This is a genomic window from Arthrobacter sp. FW306-1B-G06A (genome assembly GCF_058781765.1).
In genome coordinates this window covers 41,291-60,319 of sequence record NZ_JBYSXB010000007.1, presented here as the reverse complement: position 1 = coordinate 60,319, position 19,029 = coordinate 41,291, and the positions used below count along the sequence as shown (strand labels likewise).

At 64.7% G+C, this 19,029-nt stretch carries 27 protein-coding genes; 13 read left to right on the top strand and 14 right to left on the bottom strand.

What is annotated here, in order from left to right:
• Positions 1-15: 15 nt before the first annotated feature.
• The 5 genes from AC3WJM_RS05480 to AC3WJM_RS05460 form a co-directional block, all read right to left on the bottom strand.
• Positions 16-1,080: an NAD-dependent epimerase/dehydratase family protein gene (locus tag AC3WJM_RS05480; protein WP_307053770.1), complete on the bottom strand. Its 1,065-nt coding sequence runs from the start codon at positions 1,078-1,080 to the stop codon at positions 16-18.
• Positions 1,077-2,066, bottom strand: a complete 990-nt coding sequence (locus AC3WJM_RS05475) for an MTAP family purine nucleoside phosphorylase (RefSeq protein WP_492271336.1) — start codon at positions 2,064-2,066, stop codon at positions 1,077-1,079. Before AC3WJM_RS05475 ends, AC3WJM_RS05480 begins: the two co-directional genes overlap by 4 nt.
• A gap of 90 nt (positions 2,067-2,156) precedes the next feature.
• Positions 2,157-2,504: a DUF6510 family protein gene (locus tag AC3WJM_RS05470; RefSeq protein ID WP_253257337.1), complete on the bottom strand. Its 348-nt coding sequence runs from the start codon at positions 2,502-2,504 to the stop codon at positions 2,157-2,159.
• Positions 2,501-3,238, bottom strand: a complete 738-nt coding sequence (locus AC3WJM_RS05465) for an FAD-binding oxidoreductase (RefSeq protein ID WP_441437503.1) — start codon at positions 3,236-3,238, stop codon at positions 2,501-2,503. The genes AC3WJM_RS05470 and AC3WJM_RS05465 overlap by 4 nt, the downstream gene beginning before the upstream one ends.
• Before the next feature lie 10 nt (positions 3,239-3,248).
• Complete coding sequence (locus AC3WJM_RS05460; protein WP_216363205.1) at positions 3,249-3,845, bottom strand: sulfite oxidase-like oxidoreductase; 597 nt, start codon at positions 3,843-3,845, stop codon at positions 3,249-3,251.
• A 117-nt stretch (positions 3,846-3,962) separates the two neighbouring features.
• Between AC3WJM_RS05460 and AC3WJM_RS05455 the strand changes: the two genes are divergently transcribed.
• Positions 3,963-4,781 (top strand): MGH1-like glycoside hydrolase domain-containing protein, encoded by an 819-nt coding sequence (locus AC3WJM_RS05455; RefSeq protein WP_492271335.1) that lies wholly within the window; start codon positions 3,963-3,965, stop codon positions 4,779-4,781.
• 9 nt (positions 4,782-4,790) lie between these two features.
• Here AC3WJM_RS05455 and AC3WJM_RS05450 read toward each other — a convergent pair whose 3' ends face one another.
• From AC3WJM_RS05450 to AC3WJM_RS05440, 3 genes are read right to left on the bottom strand one after another with little or no spacing between them, the layout of a single operon-like run.
• Entirely contained in the window at positions 4,791-5,879 is a 1,089-nt protein-coding gene (locus AC3WJM_RS05450) for a DNA polymerase IV (RefSeq protein WP_492271334.1), read from the bottom strand.
• The gene (locus AC3WJM_RS05445; RefSeq protein WP_284989136.1) at positions 5,876-6,502 is read right to left on the bottom strand and encodes a dihydrofolate reductase family protein; all 627 of its coding nucleotides are present in this window, start codon (positions 6,500-6,502) and stop codon (positions 5,876-5,878) included. The genes AC3WJM_RS05450 and AC3WJM_RS05445 overlap by 4 nt, the downstream gene beginning before the upstream one ends.
• A 51-nt stretch (positions 6,503-6,553) precedes the next feature.
• On the bottom strand, positions 6,554-6,982 hold the full coding sequence (locus AC3WJM_RS05440; protein ID WP_307053775.1) for a hypothetical protein: 429 nt from the start codon (positions 6,980-6,982) through the stop codon (positions 6,554-6,556).
• Between the two features lie 252 nt (positions 6,983-7,234).
• Here AC3WJM_RS05440 and AC3WJM_RS05435 point away from each other — a divergent pair, with 252 nt between their 5' ends.
• The gene (locus AC3WJM_RS05435; protein WP_492271333.1) at positions 7,235-7,873 is read left to right on the top strand and encodes a dihydrofolate reductase family protein; all 639 of its coding nucleotides are present in this window, start codon (positions 7,235-7,237) and stop codon (positions 7,871-7,873) included.
• A gap of 22 nt (positions 7,874-7,895) precedes the next feature.
• Complete coding sequence (locus AC3WJM_RS05430; protein ID WP_332602267.1) at positions 7,896-8,435, top strand: SDR family oxidoreductase; 540 nt, start codon at positions 7,896-7,898, stop codon at positions 8,433-8,435.
• 16 nt (positions 8,436-8,451) lie between these two features.
• Here AC3WJM_RS05430 and AC3WJM_RS05425 read toward each other — a convergent pair whose 3' ends face one another.
• Positions 8,452-9,012, bottom strand: coding sequence for a hypothetical protein (locus AC3WJM_RS05425; protein ID WP_284989134.1), 561 nt, complete (start codon positions 9,010-9,012; stop codon positions 8,452-8,454).
• Positions 9,013-9,422: 410 nt separating this feature from the next.
• On the opposite strand from AC3WJM_RS05425, the gene trxA reads away from it, so the two are divergent.
• The 4 genes from trxA to AC3WJM_RS05405 all read left to right on the top strand — a co-directional run bounded on the left by trxA (position 9,423) and on the right by AC3WJM_RS05405 (position 11,013).
• Positions 9,423-9,749, top strand: coding sequence for a thioredoxin (gene trxA, locus AC3WJM_RS05420; RefSeq protein WP_307053779.1), 327 nt, complete (start codon positions 9,423-9,425; stop codon positions 9,747-9,749).
• Between the two features lie 65 nt (positions 9,750-9,814).
• Complete coding sequence (locus AC3WJM_RS05415) at positions 9,815-10,204, top strand: heavy metal-responsive transcriptional regulator (RefSeq protein WP_307053799.1); 390 nt, start codon at positions 9,815-9,817, stop codon at positions 10,202-10,204.
• Positions 10,205-10,250: 46 nt separating this feature from the next.
• Positions 10,251-10,622 carry a hypothetical protein gene (locus AC3WJM_RS05410; RefSeq protein WP_307053780.1) on the top strand — a complete coding sequence of 124 codons (372 nt, stop codon included), beginning with the start codon at positions 10,251-10,253 and terminating at the stop codon, positions 10,620-10,622.
• A 10-nt stretch (positions 10,623-10,632) separates the two neighbouring features.
• Positions 10,633-11,013, top strand: a complete 381-nt coding sequence (locus AC3WJM_RS05405) for a carboxypeptidase-like regulatory domain-containing protein (protein ID WP_332602263.1) — start codon at positions 10,633-10,635, stop codon at positions 11,011-11,013.
• A gap of 5 nt (positions 11,014-11,018) precedes the next feature.
• On the opposite strand, the gene arfB is transcribed toward AC3WJM_RS05405, so the two are convergent.
• From arfB to AC3WJM_RS05390, 3 genes are read right to left on the bottom strand one after another with little or no spacing between them, the layout of a single operon-like run.
• Complete coding sequence (gene arfB, locus AC3WJM_RS05400) at positions 11,019-11,441, bottom strand: alternative ribosome rescue aminoacyl-tRNA hydrolase ArfB (RefSeq protein ID WP_441437497.1); 423 nt, start codon at positions 11,439-11,441, stop codon at positions 11,019-11,021.
• A gap of 51 nt (positions 11,442-11,492) precedes the next feature.
• Positions 11,493-12,077 (bottom strand): HhH-GPD-type base excision DNA repair protein, encoded by a 585-nt coding sequence (locus tag AC3WJM_RS05395; protein WP_307053783.1) that lies wholly within the window; start codon positions 12,075-12,077, stop codon positions 11,493-11,495.
• A 45-nt stretch (positions 12,078-12,122) separates the two neighbouring features.
• Positions 12,123-12,377, bottom strand: coding sequence for a hypothetical protein (locus tag AC3WJM_RS05390; RefSeq protein ID WP_284989131.1), 255 nt, complete (start codon positions 12,375-12,377; stop codon positions 12,123-12,125).
• A gap of 392 nt (positions 12,378-12,769) precedes the next feature.
• Here AC3WJM_RS05390 and AC3WJM_RS05385 point away from each other — a divergent pair, with 392 nt between their 5' ends.
• The 3 genes from AC3WJM_RS05385 (at position 12,770) to AC3WJM_RS05375 (ending at position 15,404) form a co-directional block, all read left to right on the top strand.
• Positions 12,770-13,642, top strand: a complete 873-nt coding sequence (locus tag AC3WJM_RS05385) for an NAD-dependent epimerase/dehydratase family protein (protein WP_284989130.1) — start codon at positions 12,770-12,772, stop codon at positions 13,640-13,642.
• A gap of 8 nt (positions 13,643-13,650) precedes the next feature.
• On the top strand, positions 13,651-14,682 hold the full coding sequence (locus AC3WJM_RS05380) for an aldo/keto reductase (RefSeq protein ID WP_284989246.1): 1,032 nt from the start codon (positions 13,651-13,653) through the stop codon (positions 14,680-14,682).
• 77 nt (positions 14,683-14,759) lie between these two features.
• The gene (locus AC3WJM_RS05375; RefSeq protein ID WP_148667581.1) at positions 14,760-15,404 is read left to right on the top strand and encodes a hypothetical protein; all 645 of its coding nucleotides are present in this window, start codon (positions 14,760-14,762) and stop codon (positions 15,402-15,404) included.
• Between the two features lie 26 nt (positions 15,405-15,430).
• Here the strand turns inward: AC3WJM_RS05375 and AC3WJM_RS05370 are convergent, their stop codons facing one another.
• Complete coding sequence (locus tag AC3WJM_RS05370; RefSeq protein WP_492271332.1) at positions 15,431-15,787, bottom strand: hypothetical protein; 357 nt, start codon at positions 15,785-15,787, stop codon at positions 15,431-15,433.
• Positions 15,788-16,354: 567 nt separating this feature from the next.
• On the opposite strand from AC3WJM_RS05370, the gene AC3WJM_RS05365 reads away from it, so the two are divergent.
• Positions 16,355-17,254 carry a diacylglycerol/lipid kinase family protein gene (locus AC3WJM_RS05365; protein ID WP_059388933.1) on the top strand — a complete coding sequence of 300 codons (900 nt, stop codon included), beginning with the start codon at positions 16,355-16,357 and terminating at the stop codon, positions 17,252-17,254.
• Between the two features lie 95 nt (positions 17,255-17,349).
• Entirely contained in the window at positions 17,350-17,616 is a 267-nt protein-coding gene (locus AC3WJM_RS05360; protein ID WP_059388932.1) for a GlsB/YeaQ/YmgE family stress response membrane protein, read from the top strand.
• Between the two features lie 21 nt (positions 17,617-17,637).
• On the opposite strand, the gene AC3WJM_RS05355 is transcribed toward AC3WJM_RS05360, so the two are convergent.
• Positions 17,638-17,937 (bottom strand): muconolactone Delta-isomerase family protein, encoded by a 300-nt coding sequence (locus AC3WJM_RS05355; RefSeq protein WP_307053787.1) that lies wholly within the window; start codon positions 17,935-17,937, stop codon positions 17,638-17,640.
• Between the two features lie 152 nt (positions 17,938-18,089).
• On the opposite strand from AC3WJM_RS05355, the gene AC3WJM_RS05350 reads away from it, so the two are divergent.
• Positions 18,090-19,016 (top strand): LysR family transcriptional regulator, encoded by a 927-nt coding sequence (locus tag AC3WJM_RS05350; RefSeq protein WP_284989127.1) that lies wholly within the window; start codon positions 18,090-18,092, stop codon positions 19,014-19,016.
• The last annotated feature ends 13 nt before the right edge of the window (positions 19,017-19,029 follow it).

Genomic DNA, 19,029 nt, shown 5'->3' with positions numbered 1-19,029 from the left:
TTTGCCTCCTACGGCCTAGGCCTGATCCCCGCGCAGCGGTGCAATGGCGAACTCCCGCATTCCGTCCTCGAAACCACGCTTGGGGATCCAACCGAGCTCGGCCCAGGCCCGGGCCGAGCTGGCGGTGATATGACGGACGTCGCCCAGCCGGAATTCTCCTGTGACCACCGGCGCGGGCGCCCCGGCAACAGAACTCAGGACCTCCGCCACCTGCCCTACGGTGTGGACCTCCGACGCGCCGATGTTATATGCCCTCACGCAGCCCGAGGCAACCCGGCCGCCAACCAACGCGTCAACGGACAACAGATTTGCCTCCGCAACATCCCGGACATGGACGAAGCTGCGGCGCTGGCCGCCATCCTCGAATACCCGCACTGCCTCCCCACGGGCCAGCGCAGAGCGGAACACGCTGGCCACGCCCGCGTACGGGGTGTTCTTGGGCATCCGAGGGCCATAGACGTTGTGGTACCGGAGGGCAATCGCAGTGCTTCCGGTTGAGCGCGCCCACGCGGCAGCGAGGTGCTCCTGGGCCAATTTGGAGGCGGCATAGACGTTCCGCGGATCCATGGCCGCGTCTTCGGTGACCAGTGCCGGGAGCAACAACTCGCCGGTGGCGGGGTCCCGGGGGTCAAAGATTCCGTGCTCCAGATCCTCCACCCGGCGCGGGGCGGGGTGCACCGGCCTGCCTGCCGAATCGGTGTAGGCCCCCTCACCGTAAACCACCATGGAGGAAGCGAGGACCAGTTTGTCGACGCCGGCGGCTGCCATGCCTGCCAGGAGCACGGCCGTGGCCAAATCATTGTTGCGGATGTAGTCCGGTGCGTCGAAGAAGTCCACGCCGAGTCCCACTTTGGCGCTCTGGTGCACGACGACGTCGACTCCGGCGAGCGCCTGCGCCACCGCGTCCGGGTCTCCGGCGTCGCCAACCAGCACGGACACGCCAGGAATTCCCGGCGGTGGATCCGGGTGGACTGCCGGATCCAATGAATCCAGGATCCGGACTTCCCAGCCGCGTGCCATAGCGGCTTCGACTATATGGCCGCCGATGAAACCGGCTCCGCCGGTGACCAGAATCCTCACGGCGCTGTTCGTCCCGTGCCGGGGAGGAGAGGGCCGGGGAGGACAGGGCCGGCGGCTCCCATCACGGTGGCCACAGCGCCGGGCGGCGTGGGCACCATCCGCCACGTTCCGCCGTCGTCCGCTGGTTCTGCGCCGCCAAGCCCCGCGGACACAGTCCGCACCGCGTCTGACAACACCGCGAGGATCCGCGGTTGCGCCGCCGCCAGGCGTCCCAGGACCAGTTCCGCCCTCACCGGCTCGGAGCCATCGTGCCCCGTGTCGGCATCAGTGATGAATGCCAATGCGGCGAAGTGCATGTTCAATTCCGCCGCGAGCATCGGTTCCGGGTACTGGGTCATGCTGATCAGCTGTGCCCCGGACTTAACCAAGGCCGCGGACTCGGCCTTGGTGGAGAATCGCGGACCATTGATGACGGCCACGGTGCCCGCCCCAGCGAAGTCTTCGCTCCGGTGCTCCAAGGCGGCGATGAGTGCCGCCCGCAGCGGGGCGCTGTAGGGCTCGGCGGCAGGCAGGTGCTGCACCCCGGTGGGCAGCGAGCCGTCGTAGAAGGTGTCCGCCCGTCCCCAGGTCTTGTCCAGGACTTGATCGGGTACGGCAAAAGTACCGGTTCCGTGGCTTGAGACCAGTCCGCCCACGGCCGCGGAGGAGATGACGGCTTCTACCCCGAGGCTCTTGAGGGCCCAGAGGTTGGCGCGGTAGTTGATCTGCTGCGGGGCAACGCTGTGCCCGCGGCCGTGCCGGCTCAAGAACGCGACCACCGGGCCGCCGTCGCGGTCACCGTCTGCGCCGGTGCCGCCGTCGTCGCCGCTGGTGCCGGCCGGCGCGGTGAGCCGGGCAATGGTGACGGGACCGGAGGGAGGCCCGAACGGCGTCGGGATGTCGAGCCTGCTGAGCACGACAGCCCCGGGCAGCTTGTAGAGGCCGGTCCCGCCTATGATTGCAATCCGTGCGCGGTGTCCTGCTTGGTGTTCCGGGAGCGATGACATGACCCCATCATGCCAACGCCGGCCCGCGCCGTCGCGGGTGGAATCCTTACGGGTTCAGAACGCGCGCCGGGACGCCTGGACTGGATTGACTTAGCCCTCGCGGTCGATTTGCAAATAACTGAGTCCGCTCACATCGAGCCAGTACCGTGTGGGCGTCTCCACGAGGCGCAGGAGCACGCCCTCGCAGGAAGCGCAGCGCACAACGATTCCCGGAGCGTCAACGTAGACCATCGTCTCCCCGAAGACCCGGACCGCGCCGCAGTGCTTGCATCGTCCGATCGCTGCGACGATATCGAAGCGGAACAGTTCCCACAGCGGTCCTGCCACCGCGTTCCCGTCGAGATGGGCTATAGCATTGCCTGCGATTCCAGCGATGTCCTGATCCTCGAAGCCCGGATCTTTGGCACCGGAAGAATCAGGGCCGTTGTTGCCACTCACCGGGTTCCTCCTGTTCCGCCGAAGCGCTCGGTCTTGATCGATCCGGCGGGATATCCCGCCTGCACGAGCCATTCCGCGACAGTTTCCACGAAGACCGTCTGGCCGCAAATGAAGACGTCCGGGGCCGGGTCCGTTGGCAAGATGTTGGCCAGCAGGGTTTCCGCCGTGAGCCGTTGCGGAGGAATCGGCCAATCCGCGGGCGCCTTGCGTGTGTAGACGTAGTCGATGATGAGCTTGCGGGATTCCCGGGTCAAGGCTTGGAGCTCTTCCCGATAGAAGCCCGATTCCGGTGACTTGAGCGAATAGAGCAGCCGGAACTGCGCAGGATTCTCCGAAACATGGTGCGCACGGATCATGGACATGAGCGGTACGACCCCGGATCCTCCGGCAATCAGCTGAACGGGGTTCGTGTCCGTTGGCTTCCAGACGAACCAGCCGCCCACTGGTCCGCGGATCTCCAACTGGTCCCCGACCGCCAGCTCCCGGACCAGATAGGGGGAGACTTCTCCGTTGGCCAATTCGTCAACGGTAATCTCCAAGGTTTCGTCCAGGCCTGCCCTGGCCACGGAATATGAGCGGACGGCCGTGTAACCGTCGTCCGCGGTGAGGCGGATGTCGATGTGCTGTCCGGCGAGGTTGCCGTTCAAGCCGTTCACCCGCAGCCCGATGGTTCGCGCGGTTTCCGTTTCGGGCATGCTGCTGACGACGTCGGCCACGCGCCATAGCGTACTCATCGGATGCACCTCATGAGTAGCGCTCCTCGCGCCATGGGTCGCCGTGGAGGTGGTAGCCGTTGGATTCCCAGAAACCAGGAACATCATCCTGCGTCAACTCGATGCCGTTGATCCACTTTGCGCTCTTCCAGAAGTACAAATGCGGCACCAGGAGACGGGCAGGTCCGCCGTGGGTGCGTTCAAGGGGCTCACCGTCGAATTCCCAGGCCACCCACGCCCGGCCGCCAAGGAGGTCCTGGAGCGGGACGTTGGTCGTGTATCCGCCGTAGGAGTGGGCCGTGGTGAACCTGCAGCTTGTTTCCACGTTCTCAAAAAGAGAATCCAGTGACACTCCCCGCCACGAGGTGCCCAGCTTGGACCAGCTGGTCACGCAGTGGATATCCGTATGGATGTCCACTTGGGGCAATCCCATGAAGGCGTCCCATGACCACGCATGGCGCTGCCCTGCCTCAGTAGTAATAAAGAATTCCCAGTCGTCTCTGCGGATCCGGGGAGCGGGGCCGGCGGTTAGGACCGGGAAGCTGCCGGTCTCGTATTGGCCCGGTGGCAAAGCGGGATTGCCGCTCTGCCGTCTTCCATGAAATCCAGAAGAGATAATGCCCACCATGTACCTCCGATGCGGAGACTCAAGCCGGCTGTGCCCGGTTCCCCCACGATAGGGCAACGGCCGGGCATGGTCTAGACACTAGGCAAAGCCTGACCGGGTGACGCCCGCTGCAGTAGCTTGGTAGGTGTCAGGCTCGCCATCACGGAGCTCCGGACCCTGCTGTCCGCCCAATGGTCCACGGGAATGATCCCGCACATTGTCTTCAGCGAGAACAGCACAGACTACTTTCCCGGTTTTGATCGCTGGGGCACCGGGTCCGCGAAGGCACGCCCTTCGGGCATCGAGAGCAGCGGCATTTGCCAGCCTCCCGTTCACTCGATTGCCTTGCGGCACATCCTTGACCGGGGGAGGGAGAACGGCGGCGCCGACCGGGAAGCGGCAGAGTCCTTCCTCGACGAATCGTTCGACGGCTGGCTGGCGTGGCACCGCTGGCTTGCCACCGTGCGCGACCCGGACGCTACAGGGCTGATTGAAATCCACCATGGTTGGGAATCCGGGTTCGATAACTCTCCGCGGTGGGACGGGCCCTACGCCCGCGTCCAGCCCGGCACCGTCCCGGCCTTCACCCGGCGTGACACCCTCCGCGTCGCAGACTCCAGCGAGCGGCCCGATGACAGCGAATACACGAAGTATCTGTGGCTCGTTCAGCAGATGGCTTCCGTAGGGTACGACGACGGCGACGTGCGGAGCGTCGTAGGCTTCCGGGTGCGGGACGTATTCTTTTCCGCGATCATGGCCGCTTCCAGCGATGTCCTGGCCAACGAGTGGATCTCTACTGACACTGTCTCCGGATTTGCGCCGCTGGTGTCCGGAGGCGAAGAGTCGTTGCTCGCGGCGCAGAGGACCGCTGGGAAGCCTGAACCAGTCCTGGACAGCCGCGGCCTGCCTCGAATGGATCGGGCCGGGCTGGTAGGTGCGCACCGCTTAAGGAAGTGAACGACGCCGTCACCAACCGCCGCGCGTGGGCGTATGTCCCTTCCGGGCATCGCCGGGCATTGCCATCTCGGCCCGCAGGCCAAGGAGCCGGATCGGACGGCCCGCCTCGATTCCAGCCGCGAGATCCAACGCCCGCGCGAGGATTTCGTCCCGGTCGAAGGTCTCCGGAATCTTCCTCCCCTGGGTCGTGGTCAAGAACGGCGCATACCGGACCTTCAGGGTCAGCCCGATGACGGGCCGTCCTTCGGCCACAACATCCTCAAGGACATGCGCTGCCAGCTCCCGCACCGCGTCCTCCACCTCGGCCGGATCGGTCAGGTCGTGCTGGAAGGTGGTCTCGCGGCTATGTCCGCGGGCAACCCACGGGGTGTCGTCCACGACGCTCGTGCCGTCGCCGCGTCCGAGTTCCGCGTACCACGGACCCATCCTGGGGCCGAACTCCGGGACCAGGTCCTGGGGATTGGACGCGGCGAGTTCGGCCACTGTGTCGATGCCGAGCTTGGCCAGCCGGGCAGACACCCTGGTCCCGACGCCCCACAGTTCCTTGGTGGGCCGGCGGCCCATGACATCGAGCCAGTTCCCGGCGGTGAGCCGGAAGACGCCGGCTGGCTTGCCGAAACCGGTGGCGACCTTGGCCCGGACCAGGGTATCGCCGATGCCCACGCTGCAATGCAGCCGTGTGCGCTCCAGGACGGCGGCCTGCACCTGCCGGGCGTAGGCTTCAGGATCCTCCGTCTCGACGCCCACAAAGGCTTCATCCCAACCCAGCACCTGCACCGCGGCCCCGGGCTGCGCGCGGAGGGTAGCCATCACCGTTTCGGACGCCGCGAGATAGGCCTCCTGATCGACGGGCAGGATCACGGCGTCGGGCACTTTCCGGGCCGCAATGCGCAAGGGCATGCCGGAACCCACGCCAAACGCCCTGGCCTCGTAGGACGCGGTCGACACAACGGCCCGTTCCGTGGGGTCGCCCCGACCGCCGACAATGATCGGCTTGCCCGCAAGTTCCGGCCGTCGGAGCACTTCGACCGCTGCGATGAACTGGTCGAGATCAACGTGCAGCACCCACGGGATTCCGCCCACGCCACCAGCTGTCATGGCTGCGTGCGCTCCGCCTCGATGTCGATGCCCGTCACCACATCTCCGGCGCGCTCGTAGACGAGCCAGATTGCGCCCTTCGGGAAGGCCTGAGGCGGCTGCGTGACCGTGAAGGCGGCTGGAACGGTACCGTCCCGGAAGATCTTCTTGCCTGTACCGAAAGTCACCGGGTACAGCCAGAGATTCAGCCGGTCAACGAGGTTCTCGGTGAGGAGGGACTGGAAGAGGTCGCCGCTGCCGATGACGTGGGTCTCGGCGTGCCGTTCGCGGATTTCGCGGGCCTCGGAGGCGACATCCGTCAGCACCGTGGTCCCGGCCCAAGCGGGGTCGCTCAGGGTATGTGATGCGACATATTTCGGCACAGCGTTGAACCGGGCAGCAATCGGGTCATCGGCCGGTGCGGTGGGCCAGAAACCGGCGAAAATGTCGTACGTCTTCCGGCCGAGGAGAAGCGCGTCGAGGCGTTCGATTCCCGCGGTGATCGCCTCACCGGATTCCTTGTCGAAGTATGGTGCCTGCCAGCCGCCGAACTCGAAGCCGCCCTCGCGATCCTCGTCGGGCCCGCCGGGCGCCTGGTAAACCCCGTCAAGGGTGCTGAACAGGTCGACCACGATGATTCCCACACGCCCATTTTTCGGCGGGCGCGGCCGAGTTGGCAAGAGCCTGTGCAAAAGCTAGCTATTCGCCGTGTCCAGCTCGTCGAACAGGCGCGACAGGCAGTCGACATAGTTGGTCATTGCGTCCGCGAAAGTGAGAAGCCTGGGTCCGCCTTTGGTGCCGGGCTCTGCCCTTTCGTTGCCTGCTTCGTCGGTGTGGCAGAGGAGGGGTTCGCAACTGGTTCCCTTCGCGGTCAGCCGTGCGATTCCCCAAGGATGGCTGGGGTCCGTCACTGCGATTCCCGCCGCGTCGAAGGTGTCGCGGAGGACGTATCGTGTGACTGTCCTCCATGACTGGAGGAACTGTGGCTGCAACTGTTCGATGAGTTCGTCGTCGTTGCTTTCGTAAGCGCGCCCCAGGTCCATGGAAAGCTCGTCCCATTCCCGGGCGTCGCGGACCATGAGGTGTCCGGCCCGGAGACGGGCAATCGTTTCGTTCAACGTCATGGTCTGTCCCCAAACTTCCTGTCGTGTCTGTTCCCGCCTGTGAAAGCAGGTCATCAACGGAGAGAACGGACGGGAACCCCGCATGATTCCCGCGGGCGGTGGGCCGCTTGGACGTTCATCTGAAGTTGCTCGTGCCCGCGGACCCTTGAACGTCCGGTCGCTCGAGGGCTAGCATTGCGGCCACCGGACCCGGCCGTCCTTGGCCGAGAGGCCGGGCGGACACTGACATCGGTCGACTTCGGGGAGACGGTCATGGGCGGGACAACTGCGGACGCGTCATCAGCGGACCTGATGGTCGACCTGATCATATCCCTGGACGGATATGCATCTGCCGAGGGATGGCCCGGCTGGTGGGGTCTGGAGGGGCCGGAATATCTGGCATGGCTCGCTGAAGAGGGGGAGAAGGGCTACACCTTCCTTCTCGGGGCGAACACCTACCGGCTGATGTCCAGGATGTCGGAGGAGGCCGAGGCCCAAGGCCCGGGATTCTCGGAGGATGAGGGGGCCGCCGCCCTGACCGGCCTTGCTGCGGTACCGAAGGTCGTTTTCTCCTCCACGCTCCACGCTCCCCTCACGTGGCCGAACTCGGAACTCGTCACCGGGGACGCGGTCCAGGCCGTGGCGGAGATGAAACGGACCCGGACCGCGCCCTTAAGCACCCTCGGAAGCCTGAGCCTGTGCCGGTCCTTGCTGACCGCCGGACTCGTGGACAGGTTCCGGGTGGTCGTTTTCCCGGTGATCACGGGCAGCACCGGTCGGGAACGGATCTACGACGGCTATCCCGACGTCAAGCTCGAGATGGTGGAAAGCAGGACCTTCGATGGCCGGCTCCAACTGCTCGAATACGTCCCCACCGTCCTCAGCGGTCCGCCGGGCAGCGGTCCGGCGTGAGCCAATCCGAAGGGAATCGGTCATGAACTCGACGATGTTGGTAACGGGCGGCACCGGCACCCTCGGGCGGCTCGTGGTTTCGCGGCTTCGGGACCGGGGCCATGCCGCACGCGTGGCAGGCCGTCATGCCCCTCCACCGGAGCAGCACATCGAATTCGTTAAGTGTGACCTCGACACCGGCGAGGGAGTCGAAGCCGCCTTGAGCGGTGTCCGGACGGTGGTTCATTGCGCAGGCGCGCAAAAGGGCGACGGCGACAAGGCCCGCCGCCTGGTCGCCGTGGCTTCCCGCGAGGTCGCGGACCAGCTCGTTGAGCTCGCGCTCGGTGAGCCTGCAGGTCTGGTACCCGATTTCGCCGGGCCGGCCTGCTACCCGATGGGTGGCCTCATCCGCTCCTACCTCGCCGCGGCCGGTCAGAGACGCCTTCTCGTCCCGCTTCATATGCCGGGGAGTGCCGCCAAGGCAATACGGGAAGGGGCGAACCTTTCCGAGGACAGGTCAGTCGGCCGGAGGACCTGGGAGGAGTTTCTCACCGAGCATGTGTCCAGAGCTGTCCGGAGGTGACGCGGCCGGGGTGAGCTCAACTTTCCATGCCGTCCACGGCCGGCGGGTGCAAGGCGGCATGCCTGGCCCGCGCCGCCGGCTCAATGGAGTCCACGGCATAGGGTTTGGTGGCCGAGCGCTGCAGAGGAAGACGCAAGCGCACCTGATAAGCGCCGCTCCGGAACTTGGCGCGCGGATCCATCTGGATAACCAGGAGCGGCTCTTGCCGTGAGGCGTCCACCCGCAGCAGCATTCCGTGCCGGAGTCCATCGACGAGCAGCGGGGTGGCCGGCTCAACCGCGGTCTGCTTGAGGAGATGCTGATATTTCGGTCCAGCCGCCAGGAACAGAATGCCGTGGGAGAAGCCGACGACTCGCAACGGGATTACTGTGTCGGGCTGCCGGGTGGGCCTGGGGTGCCTTTCGTGTTCCCCGGTTAAGGGTTCAGTGACCGTCTTCAACGAGCGATCGCATTCCCGGCACTTGGTGCGCGTTCCCACGTCGGCCAGAAGGGTCACAAGAAGTCCCCTAGGGGCCTTGCTCCACTTGTCGGCCACAACGTGGCACCACGCCGGGTGGTACTCCTTGCCGTTCTTCATCACGTAGACCTGGTCTTCGCCGAGGAGGGGCTTACCCTCGCGCCGCGCGGCCGGCTCGACAGGTTTGAGGGCGCCGAGGCCTTTGGCATCTGCGCGGACCGCGTCCCCACCCTTCAGGTACGTGCGGATCCATGGAGAGAGTGGTCGTTTTGGGCTAGGAATTGCGGGGCCTTCCTCTGCGGAGGGAGTGGTCCTTCCCTCAGTTCCCCCCGTACCTAGCTTGATGGCTTTTCACGGAAGTCGCCACTCCGGCTACCGTAGCTCCGTCACAAGATTCCGTCCTTGACTTTTCCCTTAGGGGAAGGTGCGAAGGTGGGAAGCAGGGGCGCTGCCAGTCGCGTTGACATCGGAATGAATGGGATGGGGAGTAACCCGGCATCACAATTCGGGCCATTCAAGAAGGGGAAAGCATGGCAAAAAACAAGGAGGTCACTGACGCGTCCTTCGACGCTGAAGTGCTGAAGTCAGCCAAACCCGTCGTCGTGGAATTCTGGGCGGATTGGTCTGGACCCTGCACCAGGCTTGCCCCGGTTCTGGAACAGCTCGCGGTCGAATACGCCGACAAAATCGACGTTGTGAAAGTCAACGTCGATAAGAATCCGGAAACCGCTGCTGCCTTCAGGATCAGCTCTATTCCGTCCGTGTTCTTGTTCAAGGACGGCGAACGGAGAATCTCCGTGATCGGCGTCGGCGCGAAGCGGTACTTCGAAGTGGAATTCGCTGAATACTTGCGCTAGTCCTGCTTCACCCCATGAGCGCCTTCCCCTACAGTGGGAGTCAATGGGGGAAGACGGGGTACATGGTGCGAATCGGTGAAGCCGCCCAGGCGGCGGGGATGACGAGCAAGGCCTTGAGGTTCTATGAAGAGCATGGGCTGCTGCCGGCTGCAAAACGGAGCGCCAACGGATATCGCGATTACACAAGTGAAACCATCAGCAGGCTCGACTTCATTCGCCGCGGGCGCGCCGCTGGACTGGCCCTTGCACAGATCCGCGAAATCCTGGCCCTTCGCGATGCGGGCCGCGCCCCTTGCACCCATGTGCGCGACCTTCTGGCCGGTCAATTGGCAGACCTCGACGCGCAGATCGCAGAACTCGTCGCGCTGAGAGCCGCCGTCGCCGACTACCACGCTATCGCGGCTGCCGCGGACCCGGAGGCGTGCGACGCTGAGCGGATCTGCAGCTACATCTGAAGGCTGCCTCAGTAGCGGCAGTCCCTATGAGCGGGAGGCTTTGCGCATGGCAACTCGATTAAGCCTAGGAATCACCGCCGCGGCGGCCACATTGGCGGTGCTGGGCGGATGTGCGTCGCCTGCAACGCCGCAAACCAACGTTCCGGGAAGTCCGACAACATCCGCTGCCCCGGGTATACCTTTCGCTCTGTTCACGCACTGTGGTATCTACGAGGCGCAGGTGCAGGGCTCATTCTTTATTGCAGACGAACCGCTGGACGACGGTCACGGCAATCCTCCGGCAGGCTGGGGCAACCCCTACCAGCCGGGCATCATGACTGTCGAGGGACAAAGGGCGGTCTTCCATGACGACGGCGGCCATACGGTGACCTTCCACGAACGTGCTGGTGCCACGGGCTTTCTGAGAACCTGTTCTTAAGGTGAGCGACGTGAAGCGATGTGTCGTGGCCCTGCTGGCCACGGTCCTCTGGTTGTCCGGGTGCGCCGGCCCGGGCGGTCCGGACGCGGGCCACACCGGAGTTGTCACCGGTGTTGTGCTGACGGCCCCGGTGTGCCCCGTTGAGCGCGTCGGTCACGAGTGTCCGCCGCGCCCCGTGGCCGGGGCCGCGGTTGTCGCCCTGGACGGAGAAGCTGTCCGGGGCTCGACGCGGACCGATGGAACCGGAGCCTTCCAACTCACACTGCCTGACGGCAGTTACGTCATCAAAGCGAGCAACGTCGGCGGTTACGTTTCGACTGCGACCGAGCCGGTAGTCATCTCGGAGACCCCCGTTCACATCACGCTGGTTGTTGACAGCGGGATTCGCTAAGCCAGTTAGTCGGCGGACGGTCGTTTTCGTTGTTGTTTCGTCGCCGCCCGGTGTTCCTTTGCGACCCGGTGCCGGCGCTTCGAGCTCCGGGTGGGTTTGCTCGCCCGGCGGGCAGCAGGCTCGGGAGCAAGCCCCTCCGCCACGAGGCGGGAGAGCTTGGCCAGGGCAATCTCACGATTGCGCAATTGCGACCGCTGCTCGGAGGCGGTCACGGTGATCACCCCGGCGATGAGGCGTGGTCCAAGACGCGTGACGAGCTGCTGCCGTTGGTCATCGGAAAGCGCCGCGGAGCCGGCGACATCCCATGACAGTTCGACGCGGCTGTCCGAGGTGTTGACGTGTTGACCGCCTGGCCCTGACGAGCGGGAGAACCGCCAGCCAAGCTCCGACGTCGGAATCGTGAGCGCGGGCGACACTTCGAGATCCATGCCGTAAGCGTTTCACGATATAGGCGGGAACAAATCCCCGCCGCGTATCTCTCAGCTCCCGGATGCCTTCGCTGCTTTGATCGCGGCCTTGGCAGCCTGTTTGTTGGCGCGGACTCTTCTCAGCGACTCCGGATCCACGATGTCGGCGACAGAAAGAAATGCGTTCTCCTGGCCGTAGGCGCCCGCAGCCTCACGCCAACCTGGCGCTTGGAGTCCGCGCTGCTTGCCGAGCAGTGCCAGAAAGATCTTTGCCTTTTGCTCTCCGAAGCCGGGCAACCCTTTCAACCTGTTGAGCACTTCCTGGCCGTCAGGCTCGTCCCGGGTCCAGATGGCGGTTGCGTCTCCGTTCCAATCGCGCTGAACAACTGCGGCTAGATCCTGGACGCGGCTGGCCATCGAGCCTGGGAAACGGTGCACGGACGGCCGTTCCTTGAAGACGTCGACGAAGCCATCCGGGTCATATTCGGCGATTGTGGCAGGGGACACGGATCCGATGCGCGTCCGGATCTTTTCGGGTCCGGCGAACGCCGACTCCATGGTCACCTGTTGGTCCAGCAACATGCCGATGAGAAGTGCGAACGCGTCATCGCTGAGCAATTGGTCGGCGGCGGGGTCGCCAGTAATGTGCAGTTCCATGCGCCCATCCTCCCACCTGCTTCGAATCGCGTCATGGTGGCGTGCTCACGAGCCCGGTTCGGTCTTTGCCAGCGGGCTCGCCGGCAATTCGCGTCGTTCGAGTGTCTGCCCGAAGGGAACGTCCCGGCTGATGGCGACGGTGTACCTGGTGAACCCATGCTGCGTGACGAGGATGCCGTGACGGCTCTCCTTGACGGCATGTTCGCGGGCGATTTCGACGGCGGTGTTCAGGTCGTTTTCGATGGTGTCGGGGTCGTGGGCGGTGACTTCCAGGACGACGTCCGAGTGGCGTTTGATCATTGTGGTCTCTTTCTCGGCGGAAGTACCGGGGCTCTCGGCGCTCGCGGGCTTCCAGGGCCGGGCGCACCCGGCGAGGCGGAAAGCGGTGGTTCGAGAGGGGTTGCCCGGCATTCTGTGATGGGGCGGTTGACGGCCGTAGAGTCCGGCGGGCTTGATCGGCGGAAGCATCTTCCTGCGGATCTGTAGCCAGTGTGGATGATCGGCGGCCCGGGCACAAGGTGAAATGCCGAAAAGTCTGGCGTGTCGGCAAAATCCCGTGGTCGCACCATCGGTGGACCACCTCACGTGTCAGCGGGTGCCTGACGTTCCTAGGATCAGGAGGGCCATGCGCAGGAGCCGGCTTCTGCCCTAGTGTCGATGTGAGACCACCAAGCCGTATCGAGGGAGTACTGATGAGAATTGCAGTGACGGGTGGAAGCGGAAAACTGGGCCGGCACGTGGTGCGCCGGCTTAGCGGGGACGGGCATCAGGTGTTGAACCTGGACCGTGCGGGCGAAAGGAGCCCGGGTCTGGCGATCGTCGACCTGCGTGACTATGGCCAAGTGCTGGATGTGTTCCTGGGGCTGGACGACCGGCACAGCGGCTTCGATGCCGTGGTGCATCTCGGGGCCATTCCAGCACCCGGCATTATCCCGGATGCTGCGACGTTCGAGAACAACATGCTCTCCACGTACAACGTGTTCCAGGCGGCCCGCCGGGCCGGCATCAAGAAGGTCGTCTACGCCTCAAGTGAGACGGTGCTGGGCCTGCCGTTCGACGTCGACCCTCCCTACATTCCGGTGGATGAGGAATACCCGGCGCGGCCCGAAAGCACCTATTCGCTGGTGAAGCATTTGGAAGAGCAGATGGCCATCGAGTTGACTCGCTGGGACCCTGAGCTCAGCATCGTGGGACTCCGGTTCTCCAATGTCATGGACGTGGAAGACTACGAACGGTTTCCATCCTTCGACTCCGACGCCACGCTGCGTAAGTGGAACCTGTGGGGTTACATCGACGGCCGGGACGGCGCGCAGGCCGTGGCGCGGGCCCTTGAGAACGGCAAGCCGGGGTTCGAAGCATTCATCATCGCCAACGCGGACACCGTCATGCGCCGGTCGAGTGCGAGCCTGGCTGCGGAGGTATTCCCCGGCGTCAAGGTGATCAAGGAACTGGGAGAGCACGAGACCATGCTGTCCATCGACAAGGCCAGGCGACTGCTGGGCTTCGAGCCCGAACACACCTGGCGCACCTACCATTCGAACCGCACCACCCCCGTCGAGGATTGAGGAACATGATGCAATACCGCACTTTGGGCAACAGCGGCGCCGTGGTGTCGAACTACGCGCTGGGAACCATGACATTCGGGGCCGAGGCCACCGAGGAAACGTCCCGCGACATCCTGGATAGCTACGTTGCGGCCGGTGGCAACTTCATCGACACCGCAGACGTCTACAGCGCCGGAGTATCGGAGGAGATCATCGGCCGCTGGCTGGCCGAACGGCCCGATGCGCGGGACCGCGTGGTGCTGGCCACCAAGGGCCGCTTCCCCATGGGGACGGCCCCGAACGACGTCGGCACCTCCCGACGCCACCTCACGCGGGCGTTGGACGACTCGCTGCGCCGTCTGGGCGTGGAGCAGATCGACCTCTACCAAATGCACGCATGGGACCCGATTACGCCATTGGAGGAGACGCTGCGCTTCCTGCACGACTCCGTCAGCAGCGGCAAGATCGCCTACTACGGTTTTTCCAACTTCCTGGGGTGGCAGTTGACCAAGGCCGTGCACGTGGCCAAAGCCTTTGGCTGGAGCGCGCCGGTGACGTTGCAGCCCCAGTACAGCCTGCTGGTCCGTGAAATCGAATCGGAAATCGTTCCGGCTTCCCTGGATGCCGGCATCGGGCTGTTGCCGTGGTCTCCCTTGGGCGGAGGCTGGCTCTCCGGCAAGTACAAGCGCGACGTGCCGCCTACCGGAGCCACCCGCCTCGGTGAAAACCCGGAACGCGGCATGGAAGCGTGGCAGGCACGCAACGATGACCCCCGCACCTGGGACGTCATCGGGACAGTGGAAAAGATCGCGGCAGATCATGGCGTCAGTGATTCCCAAGTTGCACTGGCATGGTTGGCGGACCGGCCTGCCGTGACCTCAGTGATCCTCGGCGCCCGAACCACGGAACAGTTGGCGGACAACCTGGCGGCGGCTGACCTGGAACTCAGCCCTGAGGAAACCAGCCGGCTCACGGAGGCCAGCCAACCGCGCGTCGGCGTCTATCCGTACGGTCCGATGGCGCAGAACCAGCGCAGCCGGAAGATCGAGGGCGGCCGGTAACGCCGAGCCCGGGTTCGACGCCTGTCCGGCCTCGCAGCCGATTGCCCGCGAGGCAGGACAGGCGTTGAATGTGCCTTATGGTCGATTGGGTTCTGATCTCCAACCTCGGCACCGCCCTCGGTACGACGGTTCTCGCCGTCGCGACGTTCATCTCCACGAGATCGGCCAACCGATCCGCGCGGCTGGCCGAGCGTGCCCTGCTGAACGGATTGCGCCCGATCCTGCTGCCCTCCAACTGGTCTGACGCGCCGCAGAAAGTGCGGTTCATGGAAGGCAAGTGGATGGTGGTGCGCGGTGGCCACGCCACGCTGGAGATCAGCAGCAACGCCGTGTACCTGTTGATGTCTGTGCGCAATGCCGGTGCAGGAGTGGCGGTCCTGCATGGTTGGCACCTGCCACCGGACGCCAGGGCTCCGCTGGCGCCTGTCGAAGAGTTCCACCGGCTGACCCGGGACATCTACGTGCCTGCCAACGACGCCGGATTCTGCCAGGTTGCGATCCGGGACCCTGAGTCGGCCGACTTCCGCAACGCCACCGCGGGAGCAGCCGGAGAAGGCTTCACGGTCGATGTCCTCTACGGAGACGCCGAAGGCTCGCAGCGCGTTGTGTCCCGCTTCTTCATCACGCCCGGACCCGGCGGAGCGGGCCACGACGACGACGTCGACTGGCTGCTGATGGTCTCGCGCCACTGGAACCTGGACTTGCCAGCGCCGCGCGGCTGAACCCGGGTACGGCGCCGGCCGCGTTCCTAGCCGGCTTCGCTTTGGATCCGGTCCTTCACGCTTTGGGGCATGGTTGAGCACGCGTCGTTGTCGGAGCGCTGGCCGGCATGGCTGTCGGCAGTGTCTGTGATGCCGATCGTTCCAACGGCCGCTTGCCATCCGCCCAGGCCATCGAGTTGCCGGGGGACCCAGACGTTCGCGGCGCCGTTCACAAGGTTCCACACGGCAGGGTTGACGCCTGTGCCGAGGTAGATGCCTCCGTTGGGATCCCGCCTGACCAGATCCGGCAGCGGAAGGACGCCCCTGGAAGTACGCCTGCGCCCTCGCCTGGAGGTCTCCGACGTCGAAGGCTCCGCTGCGCGTGCCGAGCTGTTCGTCCTCATGGGCGATGGTCGCCGCCAGCAAGTGCCGGCTCATGTGGTTGATCGAGACGAACTGGTAGACGTTGGGTTCACCCGCTTCCAGCATGTAGGCGGTGCGCGGTGGGGTCACGCCCATGCTGAACATGAAAGCGACGATTTGGACCAGAACAAGCGGGGCGATCAGCGCCAAGAGGAGCTTGCGGCGCCACTTCCCTTTGGATCGTTTGGCCTTCTTGCCATCCGGGGGTACGGGCGGCTGGGCCCGATCCGGCTCTTGCGGCTCCAGCGGGACAGGCACCGGGGAGGTGATGACTTTGGCCCGGGCAGAATAAGGGCGGCCCGCTGAAGGAGGTCTTCCTGGCTGCGGACGCCGAGGCGGGGTCGGTGGTGTTGGAGTGTCCATCGGTCTGCCTTTGCTTCTCGTCCCGCGCGGTTACCCCTGGAAGGGGGGAGAGGATGGCACGAGAGTCTACCGGGCCTTGCTGATTGTTCCGTCCAGCTAAGTTGGCCGGAACCCGGTCCTTAGCGTGCAGGAGAAGATTGTAAGTACACTTACCGAGGTCATCACGAGCGAATATCGGAGCGGCAATGACTTCTGCACGGACCTTTGAATCGATCGTCATTATTTTTAATCCCAACAGCACGGGGGATGCACGCAGGCTGGCTGAGGGTCTCCACAACGAGCTGGAGAATCTTCTCAGCTACACCGCGGACATCAGGCTCCAGCCAACCGCCCATGCTGGCCATGCCGTCGAGCTGGCGCGCGACGCTGTGAGCGGTGGCGGGGATGTATTGGTGGTTTCCGTCAGTGGTGACGGCGGCTACAACGAGGTTGTCAACGGCGTAATGCAAGGAGGCAACCCCAAGGCGGTGTGCGCGGTGCTGGGGGCGGGCAATGCCAATGATCACAGGCGGAGCACGGGCACCCAGCCGCTCGGGGAGGCGATCGCCGCGGGCAGGGTGCGGAGCATCGATTTGCTGCGCGTGCACACGGGAAAGGGGTCGGGCTCGCCGGGGGAGTACGCGCACTCGTATGTCGGCTTCGGGCTGACCCCGGTAATGGCGATTGACCTGGAAAAGGGCGGCAAGGGCGCCCTGAAGGAAATGGTCTCCGTGATCCGGACCTTCTCGAAGTTCGAGCCCTTCGAAATACGCCTGGCCGACGGCAAGCGCCGCCGTTTGGACAGCCTCGTGCTCGCCAACATTCCGGAGATGGCCAAGTATGCCACGCTCAGCGGCGCCGACGACAAGCTCGCTGACGGAAAATTCGAAGTGGTCCTCTTTGCCCACAAGCCAAAGTGGCGGGTCCTCTTGACGGCGCTGCGGGCGGCTACCAAGGGGCTGGGGGACCAGCCCAGCGTGAGCAGCTACTCGTTCACCACCCTCAAGCCCCTGAGCTACCAGATCGACGGTGAAGTGAAATCCGTTGACGCTGACGTGCCGGTCAGGATTGAGTGCGCACCGGCGGCCCTCTCCACCCTGGGATAGGAGGGCGCGGGGCCTTGCCTGCCAGTAAGCATGCTGATTGACTCAGAGGCGAAGCGCCGAACTGGCGCTCGTCTTCGTTGCAAAGGAGATGCACCATGGGACTTCTCGCTTTTCTTCTGCTCGGCCTGATTGCGGGCGCCATCGCAAAGGCCATTCTTCCTGGACGGCAAGGCGGCGGCTTGCTGCTTACCCTCCTTCTAGGAGTTGTCGGGGCGTTTCTTGGTGGTTGGATCGGTTCCCTCGTCTTCGGTGGTGGACTGGGAGACTTCTTCGATCTGAGGACCTGGCTGCTGTCCATCCTGGGGGCCGTCATCGTGCTGCTGATCTTCGGCCTATTCAGAGGACGTCGAAGCAGGGTCTAGACGTGGATGGCCCGCAGATGGTCAGGCCTTCGCCGGCACAGGATCGTTCGGGTGTGGATTCAGTGGCGTGATCTCTACGGTCATCCACACGTGCAACGGGAGCGAGGCAAGGATTTCCTTGAGATCGGCTTCAGTGTCGGCGCTCCAGAGGCCGACAGTGCGCCACTCGCCCGGCTCTGTGGGCGGCCGCCACAATCGCAGGAGGTGGCCCATCTGCGCGAGTTCGGCAGCGCGGATAGCCTCGCGATCCTTGGTGGAGTCGACCGTCGATTCCGGCGTTCCATGCGGGACGTTTGTGGTGAGGGTGGTGAGGAATTCCATCGGACTGATTTCTTTTTTGTTGTGTGATTGTTGGCCTGCGGGCGGGTGCCCTTTCTCTGAGTCAACCCGAGTACACGTCTGCGGTCCACGACTTGTATCCGAGCACTGGTAGGCCCCGCCTCCCAGCGGTCATTCCGGCGTACAATCAGCCCGTGGAACTCAGGCAGCTCACCTACTTTGTCGCTGTCGCCGAGGAGCTGCATTTCGGTCGAGCCGCAGAGCGGCTCCACATTGCCGGCCCGTCGCTGTCCCAGCAGATCATCAACCTTGAGCGCGAGCTCGGGACTCAGCTCCTCATCCGTGATCGCAGGCATGTCGAGTTGACGCCCGCCGGCAGCGAGTTCCTGACTGACGCCCGCGAGGTGTTGGCCGCTGCCACGCGAGCGTTCGATCGGGCTCGCAACGGAGACCGACAGTTGCCGCTGCGGCTGGGCTATGTCAGTTGGCTTCCCCCGGGGATCGCGACAATGCCCACCCTCCGGATCCGTATCGACGAGTGGGTCCTGCCATCCCATACCCAAGCGGCGCGGGTGGCCGAAGGCAGCCTCGACCTCGCCATCGCGTGGATTGAGAATGCCGACGTCGTGCGGCAGAACCTGGTGGCCGAGCTCCTAATGTACGAGCGACTGCAGGCGGTCATGCCAGGCGCCCACCACGCGACCCGTCACGACAGCGTGCCAGCAGCCGAGCTCACGGTTCTCGTCGATGTTGACGAAGCGTCCTGGGACTCGTGGAACCGCTATGCGTTGGCCTTCGCGAAGGCCAGCGGGGCGTCCGTCACACACATCGACGACGGTGGCATTACCGGACCGGCATTCTTCGAACATGTGGCCCGCTTGAGGCGGCCAGTGCTGCAATCGCCTAAACGCCATGCGGCGCCGATGCCACCCACCTTGACCCGCCGGCCCGTCACGTCCCCGGTGCCGCTGTGGGCATGGGATCTGCTGCACCGCGCGGATGACACACGGCCTATCGTCACGGGCGCGATCCGAACGTTGATCGACGGTGCATCGGCGGCTGGGTGGCGAATCCCCCCGACCGAAACCCACTGGCCCCCAACCACTGAAAAGCAAGCGTGAAACGTTTCGCACA

Bases quoted from the DNA above. Each gene is read 5' to 3' on its own strand.
- AC3WJM_RS05475 (WP_492271336.1), bottom strand. From the start codon at position 2,066: ATGTCATCGCTCCCGGAACACCAAGCAGGACACCGCGCACGGATTGCA.
- AC3WJM_RS05465 (WP_441437503.1), bottom strand. From the start codon at position 3,238: ATGAGTACGCTATGGCGCGTGGCCGACGTCGTCAGCAGCATGCCCGAA.
- AC3WJM_RS05460 (WP_216363205.1), bottom strand. From the start codon at position 3,845: ATGGTGGGCATTATCTCTTCTGGATTTCATGGAAGACGGCAGAGCGGC.
- AC3WJM_RS05450 (WP_492271334.1), bottom strand. From the start codon at position 5,879: ATGACAGCTGGTGGCGTGGGCGGAATCCCGTGGGTGCTGCACGTTGAT.
- AC3WJM_RS05440 (WP_307053775.1), bottom strand. From the start codon at position 6,982: ATGACGTTGAACGAAACGATTGCCCGTCTCCGGGCCGGACACCTCATG.
- AC3WJM_RS05435 (WP_492271333.1), top strand. From the start codon at position 7,235: ATGGGCGGGACAACTGCGGACGCGTCATCAGCGGACCTGATGGTCGAC.
- AC3WJM_RS05430 (WP_332602267.1), top strand. From the start codon at position 7,896: ATGAACTCGACGATGTTGGTAACGGGCGGCACCGGCACCCTCGGGCGG.
- AC3WJM_RS05425 (WP_284989134.1), bottom strand. From the start codon at position 9,012: ATGAAGAACGGCAAGGAGTACCACCCGGCGTGGTGCCACGTTGTGGCC.
- trxA (WP_307053779.1), top strand. From the start codon at position 9,423: ATGGCAAAAAACAAGGAGGTCACTGACGCGTCCTTCGACGCTGAAGTG.
- AC3WJM_RS05410 (WP_307053780.1), top strand. From the start codon at position 10,251: ATGGCAACTCGATTAAGCCTAGGAATCACCGCCGCGGCGGCCACATTG.
- arfB (WP_441437497.1), bottom strand. From the start codon at position 11,441: ATGGATCTCGAAGTGTCGCCCGCGCTCACGATTCCGACGTCGGAGCTT.
- AC3WJM_RS05395 (WP_307053783.1), bottom strand. From the start codon at position 12,077: ATGGAACTGCACATTACTGGCGACCCCGCCGCCGACCAATTGCTCAGC.
- AC3WJM_RS05390 (WP_284989131.1), bottom strand. From the start codon at position 12,377: ATGATCAAACGCCACTCGGACGTCGTCCTGGAAGTCACCGCCCACGAC.
- AC3WJM_RS05385 (WP_284989130.1), top strand. From the start codon at position 12,770: ATGAGAATTGCAGTGACGGGTGGAAGCGGAAAACTGGGCCGGCACGTG.
- AC3WJM_RS05380 (WP_284989246.1), top strand. From the start codon at position 13,651: ATGCAATACCGCACTTTGGGCAACAGCGGCGCCGTGGTGTCGAACTAC.
- AC3WJM_RS05375 (WP_148667581.1), top strand. From the start codon at position 14,760: ATGGTCGATTGGGTTCTGATCTCCAACCTCGGCACCGCCCTCGGTACG.
- AC3WJM_RS05370 (WP_492271332.1), bottom strand. From the start codon at position 15,787: ATGAGGACGAACAGCTCGGCACGCGCAGCGGAGCCTTCGACGTCGGAG.
- AC3WJM_RS05365 (WP_059388933.1), top strand. From the start codon at position 16,355: ATGACTTCTGCACGGACCTTTGAATCGATCGTCATTATTTTTAATCCC.
- AC3WJM_RS05360 (WP_059388932.1), top strand. From the start codon at position 17,350: ATGGGACTTCTCGCTTTTCTTCTGCTCGGCCTGATTGCGGGCGCCATC.
- AC3WJM_RS05355 (WP_307053787.1), bottom strand. From the start codon at position 17,937: ATGGAATTCCTCACCACCCTCACCACAAACGTCCCGCATGGAACGCCG.